The following is an 18,763-nucleotide window of genomic DNA, read 5'->3' as shown; positions in this document are numbered from 1 at the left end:
TTTTTAAACCACCTGTCAACCTAATCAATGAGAAGTAAATGGACATAGCAATCATTGGAGTTTCTTGTCAATTTCCTGATGCAAAAAATTATAGCGAATTTTGGAATAATGTCATAAACCATCGTAATTCTGTTACTGAAACATCAGGACTGCGCTGGAATAGTTCAGATTTAAGGAAAAATTCAGATGATTATTCTGATTGCGCTCGGTCGCAGTGGGGTGCTTTTCTGGACAGAATTGATTGTTTCGACAACCAATTCTTTGGCGTTATTCCAAAAGTTGCTGAAACCATGGACCCTCAACAGAGGATTATGCTGGAACTCACCTGGTCCTGTCTGGAGGATGCCGGGATACCTCCCTCCACGCTGAGGGGGAGCAAGGTTGGCGTGGTTATCGGCGTTTTCAACAACGATTACAAAGAGCTACAGGAAAACGCTGGCAGCCCTGTTGAGGCGCACCATGCCACCGGCACGGCTACCTCGATTATTGCTAACCGCATCTCACACTTTTTTGATTTTCGCGGACCAAGCATGCCGATCGACTCGGCCTGCTCCAGCTCGCTGAGCGCAATTCACAGCGCGATCCAGGCCATTCAGCACGGTGACTGCGACATCGCCATCAGCGGGGGGATAAACCTTATCCTCACGCCGACCCGGCACACCTCTTTTGAAAAAATGGGCATGTTGTCGCCAACCGGTGCCTGCCACTCCTTCGATGCCGAAGCCGATGGCTACGTGCGGGGGGAAGGCGCTGGCGTGCTGCTGCTTAAGCCTTTAGATAAGGCGCTGATCGACGGCGACAATATCCACGGCGTGATCAAAGGCAGCGCGATAAACCATTGCGGCTCGACCTACACCCTCACCTACCCCAGCGCCTCTGCGCAGGCTGACGTGATAGTAGACGCCCATCTGCGCGCGGGCATTCCCATCAATACTGTTGGCCTGATTGAAGCACACGGCACGGGCACCCCGAAGGGCGACCCCATTGAGTTCGAGGGGCTGGTCAGGGCATTTGGTACCCTGGCGGAACAGCAGAAGGTCTCGCTGGAAAAGGCGTTCTGTGGCCTGACGTCGGCAAAATCTAATATCGGCCACCTCGAGGCTGCCGCAGGCGTGGCGGGGATCATCAAGGTGTTGCAGGCCTTCAAAAACCGCAGGCTGCCCCCGCTGCGCAGCTTTTCGGCGCTGAACCCCCGCATTGACGCCACCGCCACCCCGTTCTTCTTCGTGGATCGGGTAAGTGACTGGGCGCGAATCGAGCCGAACACGCCGCTGCGCGCGGGCGTCAGTTCGTTCGGGTTTGGCGGCACCAATGCCCATCTGGTGCTGGAAGAGCCGCCTGCCGATGCCGATCGCGGGCTCGCGGCAGATGAGCCTGCGGCGTATCGCGACTACCCGATCGCGCTGTCGGCAAAAACGCCGGAGGCGCTGCTGCAAAGCCAGCGGGATCTTGCGCACTGGCTCAGTGAAAATCCCGCTGTGCCGCTGGCCGATATCAGTACCACGCTGCTGACGCGTCGCGACAGCTTCGCCTGCCGTTTTAGCTGCGTAACCCGCGATGTGCCGGGCCTGATCGCCGCGCTGGAAAGCGCTATCGCCCCCGGCCCGCTTAAGGTGCCCGAGCACGCGAGGCAGGAGGCAGAGCAAGCCAGCGTCGAAGCGGCCGCGCTGCTCGATGAAATCGTCGGCGTAGCGGGGGAGTCGGCCGCGTTTGCAGCACTCCTGCAACGGCTGTGCGACTGCTATCAGCGCGGGGCGGAGGGTACCTGGGGCCAGCTGTTTAAGCAGGCGCGTTTCCGCCCAATCGGGCTGCCCGGCTATCCCTTTACCCGCAGCCATTTTTGGATCCCGACAGCCTGCCGCGCCGCGTCACCGCGCGCCGCCCTGCCCGCCCGGCTTAGACGCAGGGCTGACGGCGGGCGCTCCCGCTATCAGGGGCAGCTTGAGGGGGACGAGTTCTTTTTTGCCGATCACCAGATCGCCGGACAGGCTGTCCTGCCGGGCGTGATGTACCTGGAACTGGTTCGCGCCGCCCTCACCGATGCGGCCACGCTGAAAAATGACCACCGGCTGAGTTTTTCACAGGTGGCCTGGCTACGACCGCTGACGTATCGAAACGCGTCGCAGGAGCTGCACGTTCAGCTGGACCCGCAGGAAGCGGCGCACTGGGGCTTTCAGATCCTCGGCAGCGACGACACCCTCTACTGCCAGGGAACGGTAGCGGCAGAAGGGATCGCGCCAGATTCATCTCCGCGTGCGGAGAGGATTTCGTCTGACTTATCTCCGCGTGTGGAGGGAGCTGCGCCTGACGCATCCCCGCGTGCGGAGAGTGATAGCGGCGTGCGCCTGCTGGATGCGGAAGCCTGCTACCAACAGCTCGATGCACTGCAAATGCACTACGGCGAGGGGTTAACCGCTCTGCGTCAGCTTGCTGCCGGCCCGCGTACCTGCGTCGCCAGCCTGGCGCTGCCTGATGCCCGGGGGACGGCCGCCCCTGCCAACTGGGTTATTCACCCCAGCCTGGCGGATGGTGCGCTACAGGCCGCGGTGATTTGGGTCGCCGGAATGCTGGACGCCGTGCAGCCGGACGAGAAGCTGAACGGCCCGATCGTTCCCTTTGCGCTGGAGAGGCTGGAGGTGCTGGGCTCCTGTAGCGCGACGATGACGGCTACCGTCACGCTTGCGGGAGAAAATACGCTTAGCGAAGGCGTGGCCAGGGTAGATATCAGCCTGGCCGATGCGGCGAACCCGGAGCAGATCGCGCTGCGTTTCTATGGCGTTACGCTTCGCCTGTCCGGGGAGCGTGCCGCGCAGGAAAACGCACATCGCGCCGCCGCCCCCTCTCTGACCCCTCATGAAGCGGAGAGCCTTTACCAGCCCTGGTGGATCCCACAGGCGGCGACAGAGGCAGAAGCGCCGCTCCGCCAGGTGCTGATTATCGGTGCAGCGCAGGATACTGAACGGCTCGCCAGCCTGCTGGCGCAGGGGGAAACCCCTCCGCAGATCCAGCAAATTCAGTTTGCATCCGCGGCCAACACCGGGACTCAACAGGGCGTTGTCTCTGTGCGGCCGGGAAACAGTGAAGATTTTATCTCGGCGGTTGATGGGCTGCTGGCGCAGGGCGCCACGCTGGATCGTATCCTGTGGGCCGCCCCCACGCTTGCCGAAGAGGACTTTGCTGCGCGCCTGTGCGCCGGGCCGGAGAGCCTGTTTGCGCTAACCCGGGCGCTGATGCGCAAGGTGAAGAGCGTACGCTTTATTCATCTTCATCTTGTTACCCCGCGCCTGCCCGATGTCGAAGCCCTCAGCGGTTTTTATCGCACCCTGCGCATTGAAAAACCGGCCTACGCGGGCCGCGTACTGTGCTGTGAGGGCGAAAACGACGCCGCACGACTGGCGGCGCTTATCAGCAACGAATTTAGCGACCCTTCAAAAGAGGCCGATGTACGCTACGTGCAGGGCGTGCGCCTGGTGCGCCGCTTTGCCGCCCAGGCGCAGTTGCCTGTTGCACACCAGATGTGGCCACACACTGCCAGCGCCGCCCAGTCCAGCGTGAATCCGTCGCTCTGTGAGCCGGTCAGGCTGCGCCAGCAGGGAACCTACCTGATCACCGGTGGGCTGGGCGGGCTGGGCCTGATCTTCGCCCGCTTCCTCTGTTCGCGCTTTGATGCCACCGTCTATTTGAGCGGCCGCTCGCAGCCCGGTGAAAAACAGCAGCAGCAGCTGATCGCGCTGACCGAACAGGGGGGAACCGCCCACTATGTCGCCTGTGATATCAGCGAGCGCGATGACGTACAGCGCCTGATCGACAGCGTTCGCCAGTCGGGCCGCGCGCTTAACGGCATTATCCACTCGGCGGGCGTGATTGAAGACAACTTCATTCTGCGCAAGAGTCCGGAGGCCTTTAAACGGGTTATCACGCCGAAGCTGATGGGAAGCTGGCTGCTGGATGCCGAAACGCAGGACTGTCCGCTCGACTTTTTTGCCCTGTTCTCCTCCGTTACCGGCGTGCTGGGCAATATCGGCCAGTGCGATTATGCCTTTGGCAACGCGTTTGAGGATTATTTCGCCAGCCACCGTAACCGGCTCCAGCAGCGGGGTGAACGCACCGGCAAAACGCTGTCGATCAACTGGCCTTACTGGAAAGAGGGCGGTATGCGCCTCACCGACAAGGAAGAGGCCATTCTGAACCGCCATTTCGGGATTGTGCCGCTGCTGACCGATGAAGGCACCGCCATCTTCGAATATGCCCTCAACAGCCGCGCCTCGCAGGTGGTGGTAATGCCAGGGGATGCCGCGCGCATCGCGGAAGCGCTGAACGTGGTCGACCCCGCGCCGGTCAGTGAACCCCAGGGCCACGACGAGCCGCTTGCGGTGCAGGATACGGTGGTTGACTATCTTTCCGACCTGTTTGCCCGTCGGCTGCGCATCCCGCCGCATTTCGAGCGCAACGGCTTCTTCCGTGACTACGGCTTCGATTCAGTGGTGGCGATAGAGCTGGTCAGCGAGCTGCAAAAGGTATTTGGCAAATCGCTGCCTATGACGCTGTTCTTCGAGCATCCCACGATGGAAGAACTGAGCCGCTTTCTGGTCGACAATTATCAGCAGGCCTGCTGCGCGCTGCTGCCTGAGACGGCTCCCCCTGCCGCCCCGACCGCTGCCGCCTTACGCCTGGCCCCACAGGACACGGCCGCATCCATACGTCCTGTCCAGCAGGGATCCGCGGTATCCCTGCGCCCTGCACGACAGGACAGCGCGGCCTCCGCCGGGGCAGCGGAGGCGGCGTTAAAAACGCAGCACGGCTATGAGGGGGACATTGCCATTACCGGCCTTGCCGGACGCTATCCCGCAGCAGAAAATCTTGAGCAGTTCTGGCAGAACCTGAGCCAGGGACGTGATTCTGTGACTGAGGTCCCTGCTGAACGCTGGGAAGAGGCGCGCTGGTTCCAGCCAGGGGCGGCAACGCCCGGTAAAAGCTACAGCCGCTGGGGCGGCTTCCTCTCCGACGTCGGGCGTTTTGACCCACGCTATTTCAATATCTCCCCGAAAGAAACGGAGATTATGGATCCCAACGAGTGGCTCTTTCTGGAAACCGCCGCGCAGGCCATTGAGGATTCAGGCTATACCGCTGACCGGCTGGCCTCCCCGCTGCGCGGGCAGGAAAACCGCGTCGGCGTGTACGTCGGCATTATGTGGGGCGACTATCAGCTTCACGCGGTCACCAGCCCCGAGGCGGAGTGGACCACATCGCACTCCTCTTACTGGTCGGTGGCCAATCGGGTTTCGCACTTCTTCAATTTTTCCGGCCCGAGCCTGGCGATCGATACCGCCTGCTCCTCCTCCATTACCGCCATCCATCTGGCCTGCAATGCCCTTCGCAGCGGCGAGATATCGGTTGCCATCGCGGGCGGCGTCAACCTGTCCCTGCATCCGTACAAGTACCATTTGCTCTCTAATATGCACTTCCTCTCGACGGATGGGCGCTGCCGCAGCTTTGGCGAAGGTGGCAGCGGTTATGTCCCGGGTGAAGGCGTCGGCGCGGTGGTGCTTAAACCCCTCGCGCAGGCGCAGGCGGATGGTGACTCTATTTACGGCGTGATCCGCGGCAGCGCGGTCAATCACGGCGGGAAAGCGTCCGGCTTCACCGTGCCGAATGCGAAACGCCAGGCCGATCTGGTGACGGATGCGCTGGCGTCGGCGGGCGTTGACCCGCGCCATATCAGCTACGTTGAAGCACACGGAACGGGAACGAAACTCGGCGATCCTATTGAAATCAGTGGGCTGAACAAGGCTTTCACCGTGGCGGGCGAACCTGCCGGCCGCTGCGCCATTGGCTCGGTCAAGGCCAATATCGGGCATCTGGAGGCGGCTGCCGGGATGGCATCCCTGACCAAAGTGCTGCTGCAACTCAAGCATCAGACGCTGGTGCCCTCCATTCAGTCACAGGTTATCAACCCTTTTATCGACTTTCAGAGCGGTCCCTTCCACGTTCAGCAGACGCTGGCCCCGTGGCAGCGCCCGGTGGTGAACGGCCTCTCAGAGGGAGGCACCGCCGTTCCCCGCGAGCTGCCGCGCATCGCCGGGATTAGCGCCTTCGGTGCCGGCGGCAGCAACGCGCATATGATTGTGGAGGAGTACGCTGAACCCCTGCGCGCAGCGGATGAGACGGGCCAGCCCGCGCTTATCGTGCTCTCTGCCCGTCGCGAAGCGGCGCTGCTGACGATGGCCGAACGGCTGGCCACCTTTATTGAGCAGCATCCTGACCTGTCGCTACAGGACGCGGCCTGGACGCTCCAGGTTGGGCGCGTTGCACACGAACACCGGCTGGCGCTGGTGGCGGAGAAAGCCGGGGATGCCGTCAAAGCGCTGCGCGCCTTTACGCAGCAGCATCTCTCCGGGCTGATGACGGGCCATCGTGATAACGCCCGTCAGGCGACGAACACGCCGCCGCTGGCCGAGTGGATCCGCCAGGGCCGCCTTGGCGCGCTGGGTGAGGCCTGGACGAATGGCCACGCCGTCGACTGGTACGCACTGCACGCCGGTCATTTACGTCGACGCGTCTCGCTGCCCGGCTACGCCTTCCAGCGTCAGGATTGCTGGGCGCCGGCCGCCCCTGCAACACCGCGCACCGCCGCGCTGCATCCGCTGATTGATAGCAATATTTCTACCCTTGCCGAACAGGCTTTTCACAAAACGCTGCGGGCGGATGAATTCCTGCTAAATGACCACCGGCTGGGCGAGAATCGCATCCTGCCCGGTGCCGCCTGCATTGAAATGGCGCTAACCGCCAGCGAACTCGCCCTGAAAGGGAACGCGCTGCCCGCGACGGGCGATTTGCCTGCCCTGTCGCAGGTGGAGGATGTGCAATGGCTACGACCCGTTGCGGTCAGCGGCTCGCTTGAGATTGGCATTGCCCTGCTGCCATCGCGCGGTGGGCTTGAGTTTGACCTCTACCGCACCGAGGCGGAACACCGACACACCTGCGCGCGCGGACGGCTGAGTCCCGGCACCGCATCGCCGCCCCCGGCGGTTGATCTTAATCGCTTTTTTGACGGCGGCCAGATGCTGCAACGCACTGAGCTGGACGCTGAGTTTACCCAGCGTGGCTTCACCTTTGGCCCGGCGTTCCAGATCCTCGAACGCCTCTGGTTCAGTGCCGACGAGGCGCTGGCGGAGCTGAAATTCCCCGGCGGGCTGAACAGGGTTCCCCTGCTACAGCCGTTTATTCTGCCGCCGTCGCTGCTGGATGGGGCATTCCGCACGGTATTAGGCATCGGTGGCCTCACTGCGGCGAAAAACGTCATTGAGGTCCCGGTTGCGCTGGCGCGCTTGCAGGTGTTCGGCCCGGTTAACGCCGTCTGCTATAGCTGGGCGCGCCGTCATACCGCCCAGGCGGCAGGCGCTACCGCCACCCACTACGATATCGATTTGCTCGATAGCGCAGGCGGCGTGGTGGTCAGGATCGAACGGCTACAGACCCAGCTCGCCCCCCACCTGGGGCTTCAGGCCAGCGCGGATGCGTCACACAGTGCCAACCGGGCAGTCAGCGCAGGTATATCGCACAGTGCCAACCGGGCGGTCAGCACAGGCATCGCGCACAGCACGGACATATCACACAGTACAAACCGACCGCCTGGCGCGACGGCGGCTGCGCCGCTTCACGCCGTGGCGGCGGCACCGCAGGCGAAAGCTACCGTTCTGCCTGCGGCGGACTCGCCCCGCGAGAGCGTCCTTAACCTGCTGATCGCCAGGGTTATCGAGGTAACCAGGCTTGATGCGGGAGAAGTGAGTGCCACGACGCTGCTCGCCGATTACGGTCTGGATTCAATCATGATTCTGGCACTGAACGAAACGCTTACGGCGGCGTTCGGAGAGGTGCCGCAAACGCTGTTCTACGAATACGAAGACCTCGCCTCGCTGGCCGACTTCCTGATTGAGACCTGCGGCGACCAGGCCGCCGCCCTGCAGCCAGCGGCCGCCAGGGTAGCGGTAGCGGCACCCGTGCTATCGCTGGTGGCAGCAGAGGCAGCAGGTAAACCGCTGTCGCCACTGATAGCAATGGATGCTGCGGATAAACCGGCGCTGAACCCATTATCAGGGGCGGCGGGGTCGCCTGATGACCTGCCTGGAACGCGCGATCTTCTGTCTGTCATCACCGATGACCTGCCTGGAACGCGCGATACCCTGCTCGCGGCCATGACGGCGGCGCTGGACTCTGCGGCGGCAGGCTGTACCTGCCAAACCCCGCTGTACCTGTGGCCGGTGGATACCATTAGCCAGATCCGGCTTCAGGCCGAGCTGGAGAGGCATTTCGCTGGCGTCAGCGCAAACCATCTCTATTTCCACACGACCCTGGATAGCTGGGCGGCAGAGATTGACGCCGATGACCCGGCGAAAGCCAGTGCGCAGACGACGCGCTCCGCCAGCATCTCTACGGCGGCCAGCGCAAATACGCCTCGCTCCGCCAGCACCTCTCCGGCGACCAGTGCAAATACGCCGCGCTCCGCCACGGCCTCATCGGCAACAAATACGCGTTCGGCGCATAGCGCGCCCGCGTCTGCGCCGCATTTGCGGCTGAGCCTGGCGGAGCTGCTGAATTCATCCCGTGCCGACACGCTGAAGCGACACGCCGGGTTAAGCCCGCAGGAAACGGAGGCCCGGCAGGATATCGCCGTTATCGGGCTAAGTGGCCGCTATCCGGGTGCCCGCAACCTTGAGGAGTTCTGGGCCAACCTCTGCGCCGGAAAGGACAGCATCACGGAAATCCCGCTGTCGCGCTGGGACGTCAGCGAACACTACTCCCCCGAGCGGGGAAGCAAGGATTCGGTGTACAGCAAGTGGGGCGGATTTATTGACGATATCGACCAGTTCGATACCCAGTATTTCAATATTTCTCCGCGCGAAGCGGAGCTGCTGGATCCCCAGGAGCGGCTTTTCCTGCAAACCGCATGGGAGTGCGTTTCCGATGCCAGCTATTCGCGCCAGGCGCTGAGCAGGTCGCAGGTCGGCGTCTACGTTGGCGTCATGTGGGGCCAGTATCAGTTTATCGAGACCACCGCCAAACAGCACGAGTCGGGCTGGGCGATGGCGCTGCACTCTTCGGTAGCCAACCGCGTCTCCTTCTACTTCAACCTTGACGGTCCCAGCGTCGCGCTGGACTCGATGTGTTCATCATCCCTGACCGCCCTGCATATGGCCTGCCAGGCCATTCACAGCGGTGACTGCAACATGGCGATCGCGGGTGGGGTCAATCTCATCGTCCATCCGATGAAATATTACCAGCTGGGTCAGAACCAGTTCCTCTCCAGCGACGGCCGCTGCCGCGCCTTCGGTGAAGGTGGCGATGGCTACGTGCCGGGAGAGGGCATGGGCGCCGTGCTGCTCAAGCCGCTACAGCAGGCGCTGGAAGACGGTGACCAGATTTATGGCGTCATCAAGGCCACGGCCATCAATCACGGCGGCAAAACCAGCGGCTTCACGGTGCCGAATCAGGCCGCGCAAAGCCAGGTCGTCAGCACGGCGTTCCAGCGCGCGGGCTGGCAGCCTGACTCGCTGAGCTATATCGAAGCGCACGGCACCGGCACTTCGCTGGGTGATCCCATTGAAATCGCCGGTCTGACGAAGGCCTTCTCGCGCATTTCGGCTGAAACGGGAGGCGCGCAGCAGCCTCAGCCAGGCCAGTGCCGCATCGGATCGGTGAAAAGTAATATCGGCCACCTGGAGTCCGCTGCGGGTATCGCCGGGCTGACCAAAATCCTGCTGCAAATGCGACATCGCAGGCTGGTGCCGTCGCTGCATGCCGACAGGCTCAACGAGAAAATCAACTTTACCGCCTCGCCGTTCCGCGTGGTACGCGCGCTTGAGAAGTGGGAGTCGACGCCCGATCTGCCGCGACGAGCGGGCCTGAGCGCGTTCGGTGCCGGAGGATCAAACGCGCACGTCCTGATTGAAGAGGGGCCGCGCCCTGCCTCATTCGCCAGTGCGGCTGCTGAACCCCGGCTGTTTGTCCTCTCGGCGGACAGCGACGCGCGTCTGGCGCGCTATGTGGAGCGGATGATCGCTTTTCTGAGCCGCATCGCACGCGACCCTGACGCCGCGCCCGACTTCGCGTCGCTGGCTTACTCCTCGCTGATTGGGCGGGATGCCATGACCGAACGTCTGGCGGTGGTGACGGGAAGCGCGGGAGAACTCCTCACGCAGCTTGAGCAGTACCGCGATAAAGGCGCGGCCACGCAGCTCTACCGTGGGCGACTGGTCGGCAGCAACGACCGGCTGGATACGATCCTGGCGGCGGCGCAGCTTGATGAACTGGTAGATAGCCTGGTTCAGGCGCGGCAGCTGACCCGGCTTGCCCGCCTGTGGACCACCACGCTGGACCTCAGCTGGGATCGCTACGCCAGGCCACTGTTTGACAGCGCCTCCGCGCCGGGCGCGGTGCGGCGCGTCTCCTTCCCGCCGCTGCCGCTGATAACGCGCAGGCACTGGCTGGAACTGCCTTCCGCTCAGCCCGGTCAGGGCCGCGCCAGCGCGCTGCATCCGCTGCTTGACGAAAATATCTCGACGCTCTCACGTCAGGGATTTAGCAAGCAGTTTACCGGGCGGGAAAGCTATCTTCGCGACCATGTGATTGATACCGGCGAGCCGCGGATGATACTGCCTGGCTCGGCCTGGCTTGAAATGGTGCGGGCGGCGGGCGAACGGGCGATTGATGACGGCTGGAGGGTCGGCGCCATCCGCAATCTGATGTGGATGACGCCCGTCGAGGTAGAGGGTACGCCCGTGGATATTGACGTCGGGCTGGCGCATCAGGGCGGTGAGAGCGTCCGCGTGGAGGTGCTAAACCTCGCCACCCACCAGCTGGCCATAGAGGCAGAGGTGGTGTATTACCCCGACGCGTCTGACGCCGCGGACGAATGGATCGACCTTGCCGCGCTGCGCGCCGCCGGGAAACGCGAGGATGACCAGGCCGCGTTCTACGCTGAATTTGCGCAAATGGGCTTTGCTTATGGCCCGAGCTACCGGGTGACGCGTGAGCGCTATCGCTTCGCCGACTCGGCGCTAAGCCACCTCTGCCTGCCGGAGACCGCTGCCGCCACGGCCGATGCGTTTTACCTGCACCCTTCCCTGCTGGACGGTGCGCTGCGCACCTGCCTGGCGGTCGGGCTGGAGCCGTCTGGCTACACCCTGCCGATGGTGCCGTTTTTCCTCGGCGAACTGGCGCTGCGCCATCCGCTGGGCCGTGAGTGTTATGCCTGGGTCACCCCGGCGCAGTCGCGCACCCAGGACGACGACCTTAACAGCAGCGTGCGCAAGTTCGATATTACGCTGATGGATACCGAAGGCCGCGTGCTGGCCCGACTGACGGACTTTGCGGCGCGGATGCTGACCGGCAGTGACAGCAGAGTCAGCAGTGAACGCAATATTAGCAGTGACAGCAGTGACAGCAGTGACAGCAGTGACAGCAGTGACAGCAACGAACGCAATATTAGCAGCGATGGCAACAGCGCGAACGCCGTTCCGGCGCAGCAGGCGGTGCAGTTCTATGGCTATAGCTGGGTTGAATCGCCCCTGCCCGCCGCCCGGTCGGCAGGCGGTGACCTGGCCTGTTCGCGAAGCGGTAACGCCGCCGTGCCCCAGGTGCTGGTCATCAGTCAGGATCCCTCGCTGGCTGAGGCCCTGCGCGGGCTTTATGGCGACAGCGCCAGGGTCATTGCCGTGACGCCAGGCAGTGAGTTTGTTCAGCATGATGCGCACCGGTTCAGCGCCGATCCGCTGTCGATCGCCAGCATGCAGACGCTGTGCGCGCAGCTCGACGCACAGCAGCTCTGGCCCAGCCATATCGTTGAGGCATCCGGCGCGGATACGCACTTTGACCCGTTGCTGGACGACGGTTGTGCCGCACGGCTGCATAGCGGCCTGCAGACGCTGCGCTCGCTGTTCGTTGCGCTGGAGCGGGTGAAGCCGGGCCAGGCCCTGCGCTGCGCCAGCCTGTATGTTGCACAGCCGCACCGGGCCGAACCGCAGAATGACGCGCTGAGCGGCTATGCACGCTCGCTGCTGACCATCAACCACCGCTTTGAGCTGTTTACGCTGCGCAGCGATGCCGGGGACAGCGCCGCGCTGGCCGGATGCGTCTGGCGGGAGTTCGTGCAGCGTTCCGCATCCGAAGCCGGGCTGGAGCTGGCGTACTGGGGCGGCAAACGCTACCAGCGCCAGCTCAGCGAAATAACGCCTCCGGTCGCAAACGACGATGCGCGCCTGCCATTTGTCCGTCAGGGCTGCTATCTGATCACCGGCGGCGCAGGCAAGCTGGGCCTGCTGATGGCCCGCTATCTGGCGTCACACTATCAGGCGCGCCTGGTGTTAAGCGGGCGCGCTGCCCAGCCGGGTGAATCCGTCCAGCAGCAGCTGGCGATAATGCGCGAGCAGGGTGCGGAAGTGTGCTACGTCGCCGCGGATATCGCCCAGCCGGGCGGTGCCGACGCGCTGGTAGCACAGGCGAAAGCGACATTTGGCTCGCTGAATGGCGTGCTTCACTGCGCGGGCGTCGCCAGCGCCACGCCTGTCACCGAGCTGGACGATGCGGAGTTTGCCGCGCTGATTGGCCCTAAAGTCGATGGCCTGGTCGCACTCGATCGCGCTACGGCGCAGGAGCCACTCGCCCTGTTCGTCAACTTCTCCTCTGTCTCGGCGGTGCTGGGCGATCTCGGCTCGGGTGCCTATGCCGCAGGCAACCGGTTTATGGACAGTCATGCCGTCTGGCGTACCGCAATGGTCAGTCAGGGCCTGCGTTCCGGCCAGAGCCTTTCCGTCAACTGGCCGCTGTGGGCCAGCGGGCAGATGGATATCACCGCCGATGATGTCTCGCTGTTTGAGTTTTCCGGCATGGCGGCGCTGGAGGCAGATGCCGGTATTGATGCCCTCAGGCGCGCCCTGCTTGAACAGCGCCCTGAGCTGCTGGTGATGGTCGGCGACCGCGTCAAAATCGCCCGCGCCCTGCGTATCCAGGCCCATCCACGTCGGGCCGATACGGCGAAACCGCAGGGAGATCGCGCGGTGGCTCATGGCGGTGCGGCGGCGGCGCATAGCGCGATGGCTTATAAGGACTCCGCGCCCGCATCGCATAACGCGGCGGCTTCGACCGACGCAGCTTCGGCAGCACAACATCGTGCCCTGACTCAGGCTGAAAACGCGCTCAGGGTGCATATCTCGGCGATCACTAAAATGCCCGCCAGCGAGATCGCCGTGGATGCCACCTTTGAGCAGTTGGGTATGGATTCCGTCATGCTGATGGAGCTGCGCGCGCTGCTGGAAAAAGAGTATGACGGGCTCTCGAAAACGGCACCCTTTGAGTTTGATACCACCTCGAAGCTCGCCGCACACCTGCACCAGCGCTATGGCGCAGGCCTGCCACCGCAAGCAGCGGCGGCACAGCCACAGGCCGCCCTGTCTGCGGCTCAAAGCGCCACCGCAGCGGACACCGCACAGATTGTCGGACAACGCCGCGCAACCGCAGTGAATACGGCACAAATCGCCGGACAACATCGCAGCCGCGCAGCAAATACGTCAGGAATTGCCGGACAACGCCGCGATACGGTAGCGAAAATCGCACAGAATGCCGGTAAGCGTAGCGAATCCGACCACATCCTGCGTTCGCGCTTTGTGCCGACATCCTCCTTACCCGCCAACGTGCAGAGCGACAGCGAGGCGGTGGCGATTGTCGGCCTTGCCGGAGAATTCCCCGGTGCCGACAGCCTGGCGGCGTTCTGGGACAACATCCAGGCGGGCAAAGAGTGCCTCAGCGCCATTCCACAGGCGCGCTGGACGGTCCGGGCGGATAATAACGGGAACCCGCGCTACGTCAATCGCGGCGGCTTCCTCGACAATGCGGATCGTTTCGATCCCGATATGTTCCGCATGACGCTTGAGGAGGCCAGCCGCCTTGATCCCCAGGTACGCGTGCTGCTGCGCTCGGCGTGGCACGCGCTGGAGGATGCGGGCTATACGCCATCGTCGCTCAGGGCGCAGCAGGTCGGCGTTTACGTCGGCGCGATGAACGAGGACTTCACCTGGATTATGTCCGGCCTGTATGCGGAAACGGGCGTCTATCCCGGTGCGGGTTCCGTGGTCAGCGAGCTGGCTAACCGCATCTCCTTTTTGATGAATCTGCGCGGGCCGAGTCTTAGCATCGCGGCGACCTGTGCCTCATCGCTGACCAGCGTGCACCTTGCGCGGCGGGCCATTCTCGGCGGCGAGTGTGATATGGCGCTGGCGGGCGGCATCAACCTCAGCCTGCACCCCAGCAAATATATGCTGCTGCAAAATATGAAAGTGCTGTCGCCGCACGGCAGCGAACGCACCTTTGACGATCGGGCCGATGGGCTGATCCCCAGCGAAGGATCCGGCATGGTGGTGCTAAAAAGGCTCAGCCGTGCGCGGGAGGATGGCGACCATATCTACGGCGTGCTGCGCGGTTCGTGCATCGGCCACGCGGGAACCGGTGCCGGGCAATATATGCCCAGCCTGGCAGTGATGGAAGAGACGGCCAGCCGGGCGCTGAACGAAGCGCAAATTGATATCCGTGAGCTGACCTATATCGAAAGCCACGGTGCCGCGACCGAGCTGGGTGACCCCATTGAGCTGAAGGCGCTGGCTAATGCGCTGCGTCGGCAGACGGATGCCTCGCAGTTCTGCTCGCTGGGAACGAAAGCGAACCTCGGGCATATGGAGGCCGCATCCGGCATCTGTTCGCTGATCAAGGTGCTGTTAAGTATGCAGCATGGGCGGATATCGCCCTGCGCAAACCTGACCCACATCAACGCGTCTTTCGATCATCAGGCATCGCCCTTTACCTTCCCGCGTGAGGCGTGCGACTGGAGCCGCAATGCGCGAGGTTCCCGCCTGGCGGGGATCAACTCCTTCGGCATGGGCGGTTCCACCGCATTTGTCGTTGTGGAGTCGCCAGAGGCCGACGCGCCGCAGCCTGTTGCGGGCAGCGACAGGGATGTCACCCCGCAGATTGTGGTGCTCTCCGCGCGCCGGGCTGAACGCCTGACCGCTTATGCCAGCGCCCTGCGGGACTTTGTGCAGGTGCAGGGCAGCAGGCTGAATCTGGCCGATCTCGCCTGGACCAGCCAGACCGGACGAGTCGCCTTTGAAAACCGGCTGGCGGTGGTGGCAACCAGCAGCAGTGACCTGCTGGCGAAGCTGGGATCCTTTATTGCCGACCCTGACGCCGGCCAGGCAAACCCTGACATTTACAGCGGCAACGTGCGCGAGCGGAGCGAAGTCTCGCAGCTGATCGCCGGTGAGGCAGGAAAAAGCTTTGTCCGCGAACTGGTGCAAACGCAGCAGCTTGCGCGAGTGGCGGCGCTCTGGTGCCGCGACTGTGACGTTGACTGGATGCTGTTATACCGCGATGCCCCGCGTCAGCGCGTGGCCTTTCCTGGCTATCCCTTCGCAAGCGAGCTGTGCGACCTCTATGCCGCCCTGCGTGTTGACGCGCCGCGCCGGGCAGCAGCCGATGAAACGGCCTCTGCTGCGGTGCCGGTTCCGGTGTCCGGGGCGATTGAGGGCCCCGCGCTTCCTCAGGCGTGGTTTGCTTCCCGGCTAAGCGACCGCAAAGCCGTGGCGCTGAGCAAAAAGCAGCTGAAAGCGTTCTGGACGAGCGAAACAGCAAGCTGCACGGAGTCAGGCTCGCTGCTGACCGCCCTGGGCCTTATCACCGGGGAAAGCCAGGAGGACGCTTTCCGCACGTTAGCCGGACATTGTCTGGTGGAGCGGCAGCCGGGTAGCGATACCGTGGCGGTGCTGCAGGCCTGCACGCAGCGTCTGGAAATAAGCCTGGAAACGCTGATCGCCGCAGGCTGGGCGCTGCTGATCAACCGCCATACGAAAGCCACCGCCCCGGAGTTCGGCTGGCTGCGATCCGCCGGATCGGATCGCGAATCGCCGCTAACCCCCCTGCCGGTGAGGATCCAGGCCGTCGGGCGACAGAAGATCGCCCCCTGGCTCGCGGCCATAGAGGAACAGCTTGCACAGCGCCTCGATCATGCTGGCACCGCGCCAGGACAGATTGCGCCGTGGACGCGCGGCATCGCCCCGTTTGAAAGCGCGCTAATCCTGACCGACCCCGCCACAGACACCGTCCCCGCCACGGCTACTGTCAGCGCCAGTGAGGCTCGCCTGGTTGATGATCTTTTCGCCGCTCACCCCACGCTGCATCTGGCGCTGTGGGTCCAGGTTGAGGCACATGGCCTGCATTTACGCCTGGGTTATCGGGCGGACAATCTGCCTGCCGCACCGCTGGAGCCGCTGCTGGAGCAGCTTGAGATCCTGCTTGAAGGACTCGCCAGCCACCCTGACCGCAACCCGGCAGCGCTGACGATGCGCAGCAAACACGAAGGGCGAAAAGCCTTCTGGAACACGCTTGAACAACTTAATCCGCAGGAGCAGGCCCAATGAAAGTATTGCTTACGGGTGCGAACGGGTTCGTCGGACTCAACGTGGTGACCGCGCTGCTGGCGGCGGGTCATCAGGTGACGGCCTGGGTGCGTCCCACCTCCAATCTGACCTTCCTTAAGCCTCTCGGCGTCGACCTGTTGCAGGGAGAGCTGCACGACCGGGTGGCGCTGCGTACGGCGATAGAGAGGCATGACGCCGTGATCCATACGGCAGGGAATACCAGCAGTAACCGTCGTGACTGGCCGCTGCTGGAAGCGGCGAATATTGCAGGCACCCATGCGGTCACCGACGCGGCGCTGGAGAGCGGTATCGCACGCCTCGTCTATACCAGCACCACGTCAACCATTGGTGCCCGTAACGACCCGTACGCCCTGGCGACCGAAGAGACGCCGCTGCGCGGTTTTCGCGCGGGCAATCCCTATGCCATCAGCAAACTCCGCGCCGAGACGCTGGTGCGCCGCGCCTGCGACCGCGGGCTGTCTGCGGTGATCCTCAATCCCGCCGAAGTGCTGGGCGCATTTGATTATTCCATGCAGTGGGGGCGTATGGTGCTGGCGGTTTACCACAACCAGCTCCCCTTTATGCCGCCGGGCGGCGCCAGCTTCTGCTCCGCCGCCGATGTCGGCCAGGCGCACGTCAGCGCGCTGACGCGCGGTCGCAGCGGCGAGAACTACATCATTGCCGGAACCAACGCGCACTATACCGAGCTGATCGCCAAAATCGAATCGGTCCTGCTGCGTAAGGTGGATATCCCGCAAACCCATTATTCGCGTTTCTGGCTGAAAACGCTGTTGCAGGAAAAACTCCCCTGGCTGGTGCGCGGCGAACCGGTAGTCGATGCCTATCGTCTGCGCGTATTCGGCGGGGTTTATTACTTCAGCAGCGCCAAAGCAGAGCGCGAACTGGGCTATCAGCCCACTTCCCTGCGCCGAATGGTAAGCGACTGTGCCTCCTGGTATGAGGCCAATGGCTTTATTGCATCCGGGCAACCTGAAACATCCTCCGTGAAAGAGTAACCCTCTAAGGTGTCGTATTAATGGATTTCCGTGAACTGATTGAACTTGAGCGCAAACCCTTCAGGGAGCGCGTCGAACTGAAATATAGCGCGTACCAGAAAGAGGTCGAAAAGGGCCTGATGATAGGGCGCGAGGGTTCGGGACCGGTCGATGCGAGGATGCAGTATAAGGATCTGCGCGACGAGACCTTCCGCGACGTGCTGGTATTTGGATCGAACAGCTATCTTGGCATGGCTAACCATCCCTATATCAAAGCGAAGGTGATTGACGCGGTAGAGAAATATGGCATCGGCACCGGGGGATCGCCCGCATTTTCAGGCTACACCCGACAGCATAAGGCGCTGGAAAAACGCCTGGCCGCGCTGGCCGGGCATCAGGATGCCGTACTGCTACCCAGCGGCTATATGGCCAACCTCTGCTGGGTGAACGGGCTGATGAATCGTAACGATATCATCATCTATGACCAGAACAGCCACGCCAGCGTGGTGAATGCCATCAGGATGACCGGCGTGCCTTTCTTCACCTTCGATCCGGAACGTCTTGATGAGTTTGAAGCGCTGCTGCCGAAAATTCGCGAGCGATCCAAACCGGGTGCGCAGATCTTCTCAACCGTCGAGGGCGTTCGCTCCACGGACGGTTCGATCATCGATCTTAAGCGCTACATTGAGATCTGTCGCAAAAACGACATCATCACCATCCTCGATGACGCGCACGGCCTGGGTACGCTGGGACGCTCCGGCAAGGGCACGCTTGAGCATCTCGATCTGCTGGGTCAGGTCGACCTGCGGATGTCTACCTGCAGTAAGTCGCTCGGCGCGCAGGGCGCCTTTGTGTCCGGCAGCAATGAGTACATCTTTATGCTGCGCAACTTCTCCTATCCCTATCTGTTTACCTCGGGTCTGGCACAGCCGACCGTGGCGGCCATTTCTGCCGCGCTGGATGTGATGGAAAACGAGCCTGAACGCATGGCGCGCCTGCATGAGAATGTCCGCTACATGCAGGATCGGCTGGAATCAAACGGCTTCAATATCATTCGCGGCGAAGCCGGGATTATCCCCATTTTCTTCAGTAAAAGCGGCGTGGCCGGGAATATCAATCGTCTGATTTATGAGCGAGGCCTGTTCGCCAACATCATGGAATACCCGATGGTTCCGCCCGATAAAGAGCGGCTGAGGCTGTCGCTGATGTCCTCCCATACGCGGGAAGAGATAGACCAGGCGGTAGAGATCATCCTTGATGCCGCACGCGAATTCGATGCGATTTAAACACTGATAAAGAGGGATT

3 protein-coding genes are annotated in these 18,763 nt (G+C 62.7%); all 3 read left to right on the top strand.

From position 1 onward, the window contains the following. Nucleotides 1-38 precede the first annotated feature (38 nt). Genes AAGR22_RS01715 through AAGR22_RS01705 form a run of 3 tightly spaced genes read left to right on the top strand, consistent with a single transcriptional unit; the run spans nucleotide 39 to nucleotide 18,744 of the window. Nucleotides 39-16,463 (top strand): SDR family NAD(P)-dependent oxidoreductase, encoded by a 16,425-nt coding sequence (locus AAGR22_RS01715; protein WP_345829918.1) that lies wholly within the window; start codon nucleotides 39-41, stop codon nucleotides 16,461-16,463. Further along, nucleotides 16,460-17,479, top strand: coding sequence for an NAD-dependent epimerase/dehydratase family protein (locus tag AAGR22_RS01710; protein WP_345829916.1), 1,020 nt, complete (start codon nucleotides 16,460-16,462; stop codon nucleotides 17,477-17,479). The genes AAGR22_RS01715 and AAGR22_RS01710 overlap by 4 nt, the downstream gene beginning before the upstream one ends. 20 nt (nucleotides 17,480-17,499) lie before the next feature. Continuing rightward, nucleotides 17,500-18,744: an aminotransferase class I/II-fold pyridoxal phosphate-dependent enzyme gene (locus AAGR22_RS01705; RefSeq protein ID WP_345829914.1), complete on the top strand. Its 1,245-nt coding sequence runs from the start codon at nucleotides 17,500-17,502 to the stop codon at nucleotides 18,742-18,744. Nucleotides 18,745-18,763: the final 19 nt, after the last annotated feature.

This window comes from Erwinia sp. HDF1-3R (assembly GCF_039621855.1).
In the GTDB taxonomy this organism is placed as follows: Bacteria; Pseudomonadota; Gammaproteobacteria; order Enterobacterales; family Enterobacteriaceae; genus Erwinia.
Note: the sequence above shows the minus strand (reverse complement) of the source record. Positions and strands in the feature narration are given on the sequence as shown.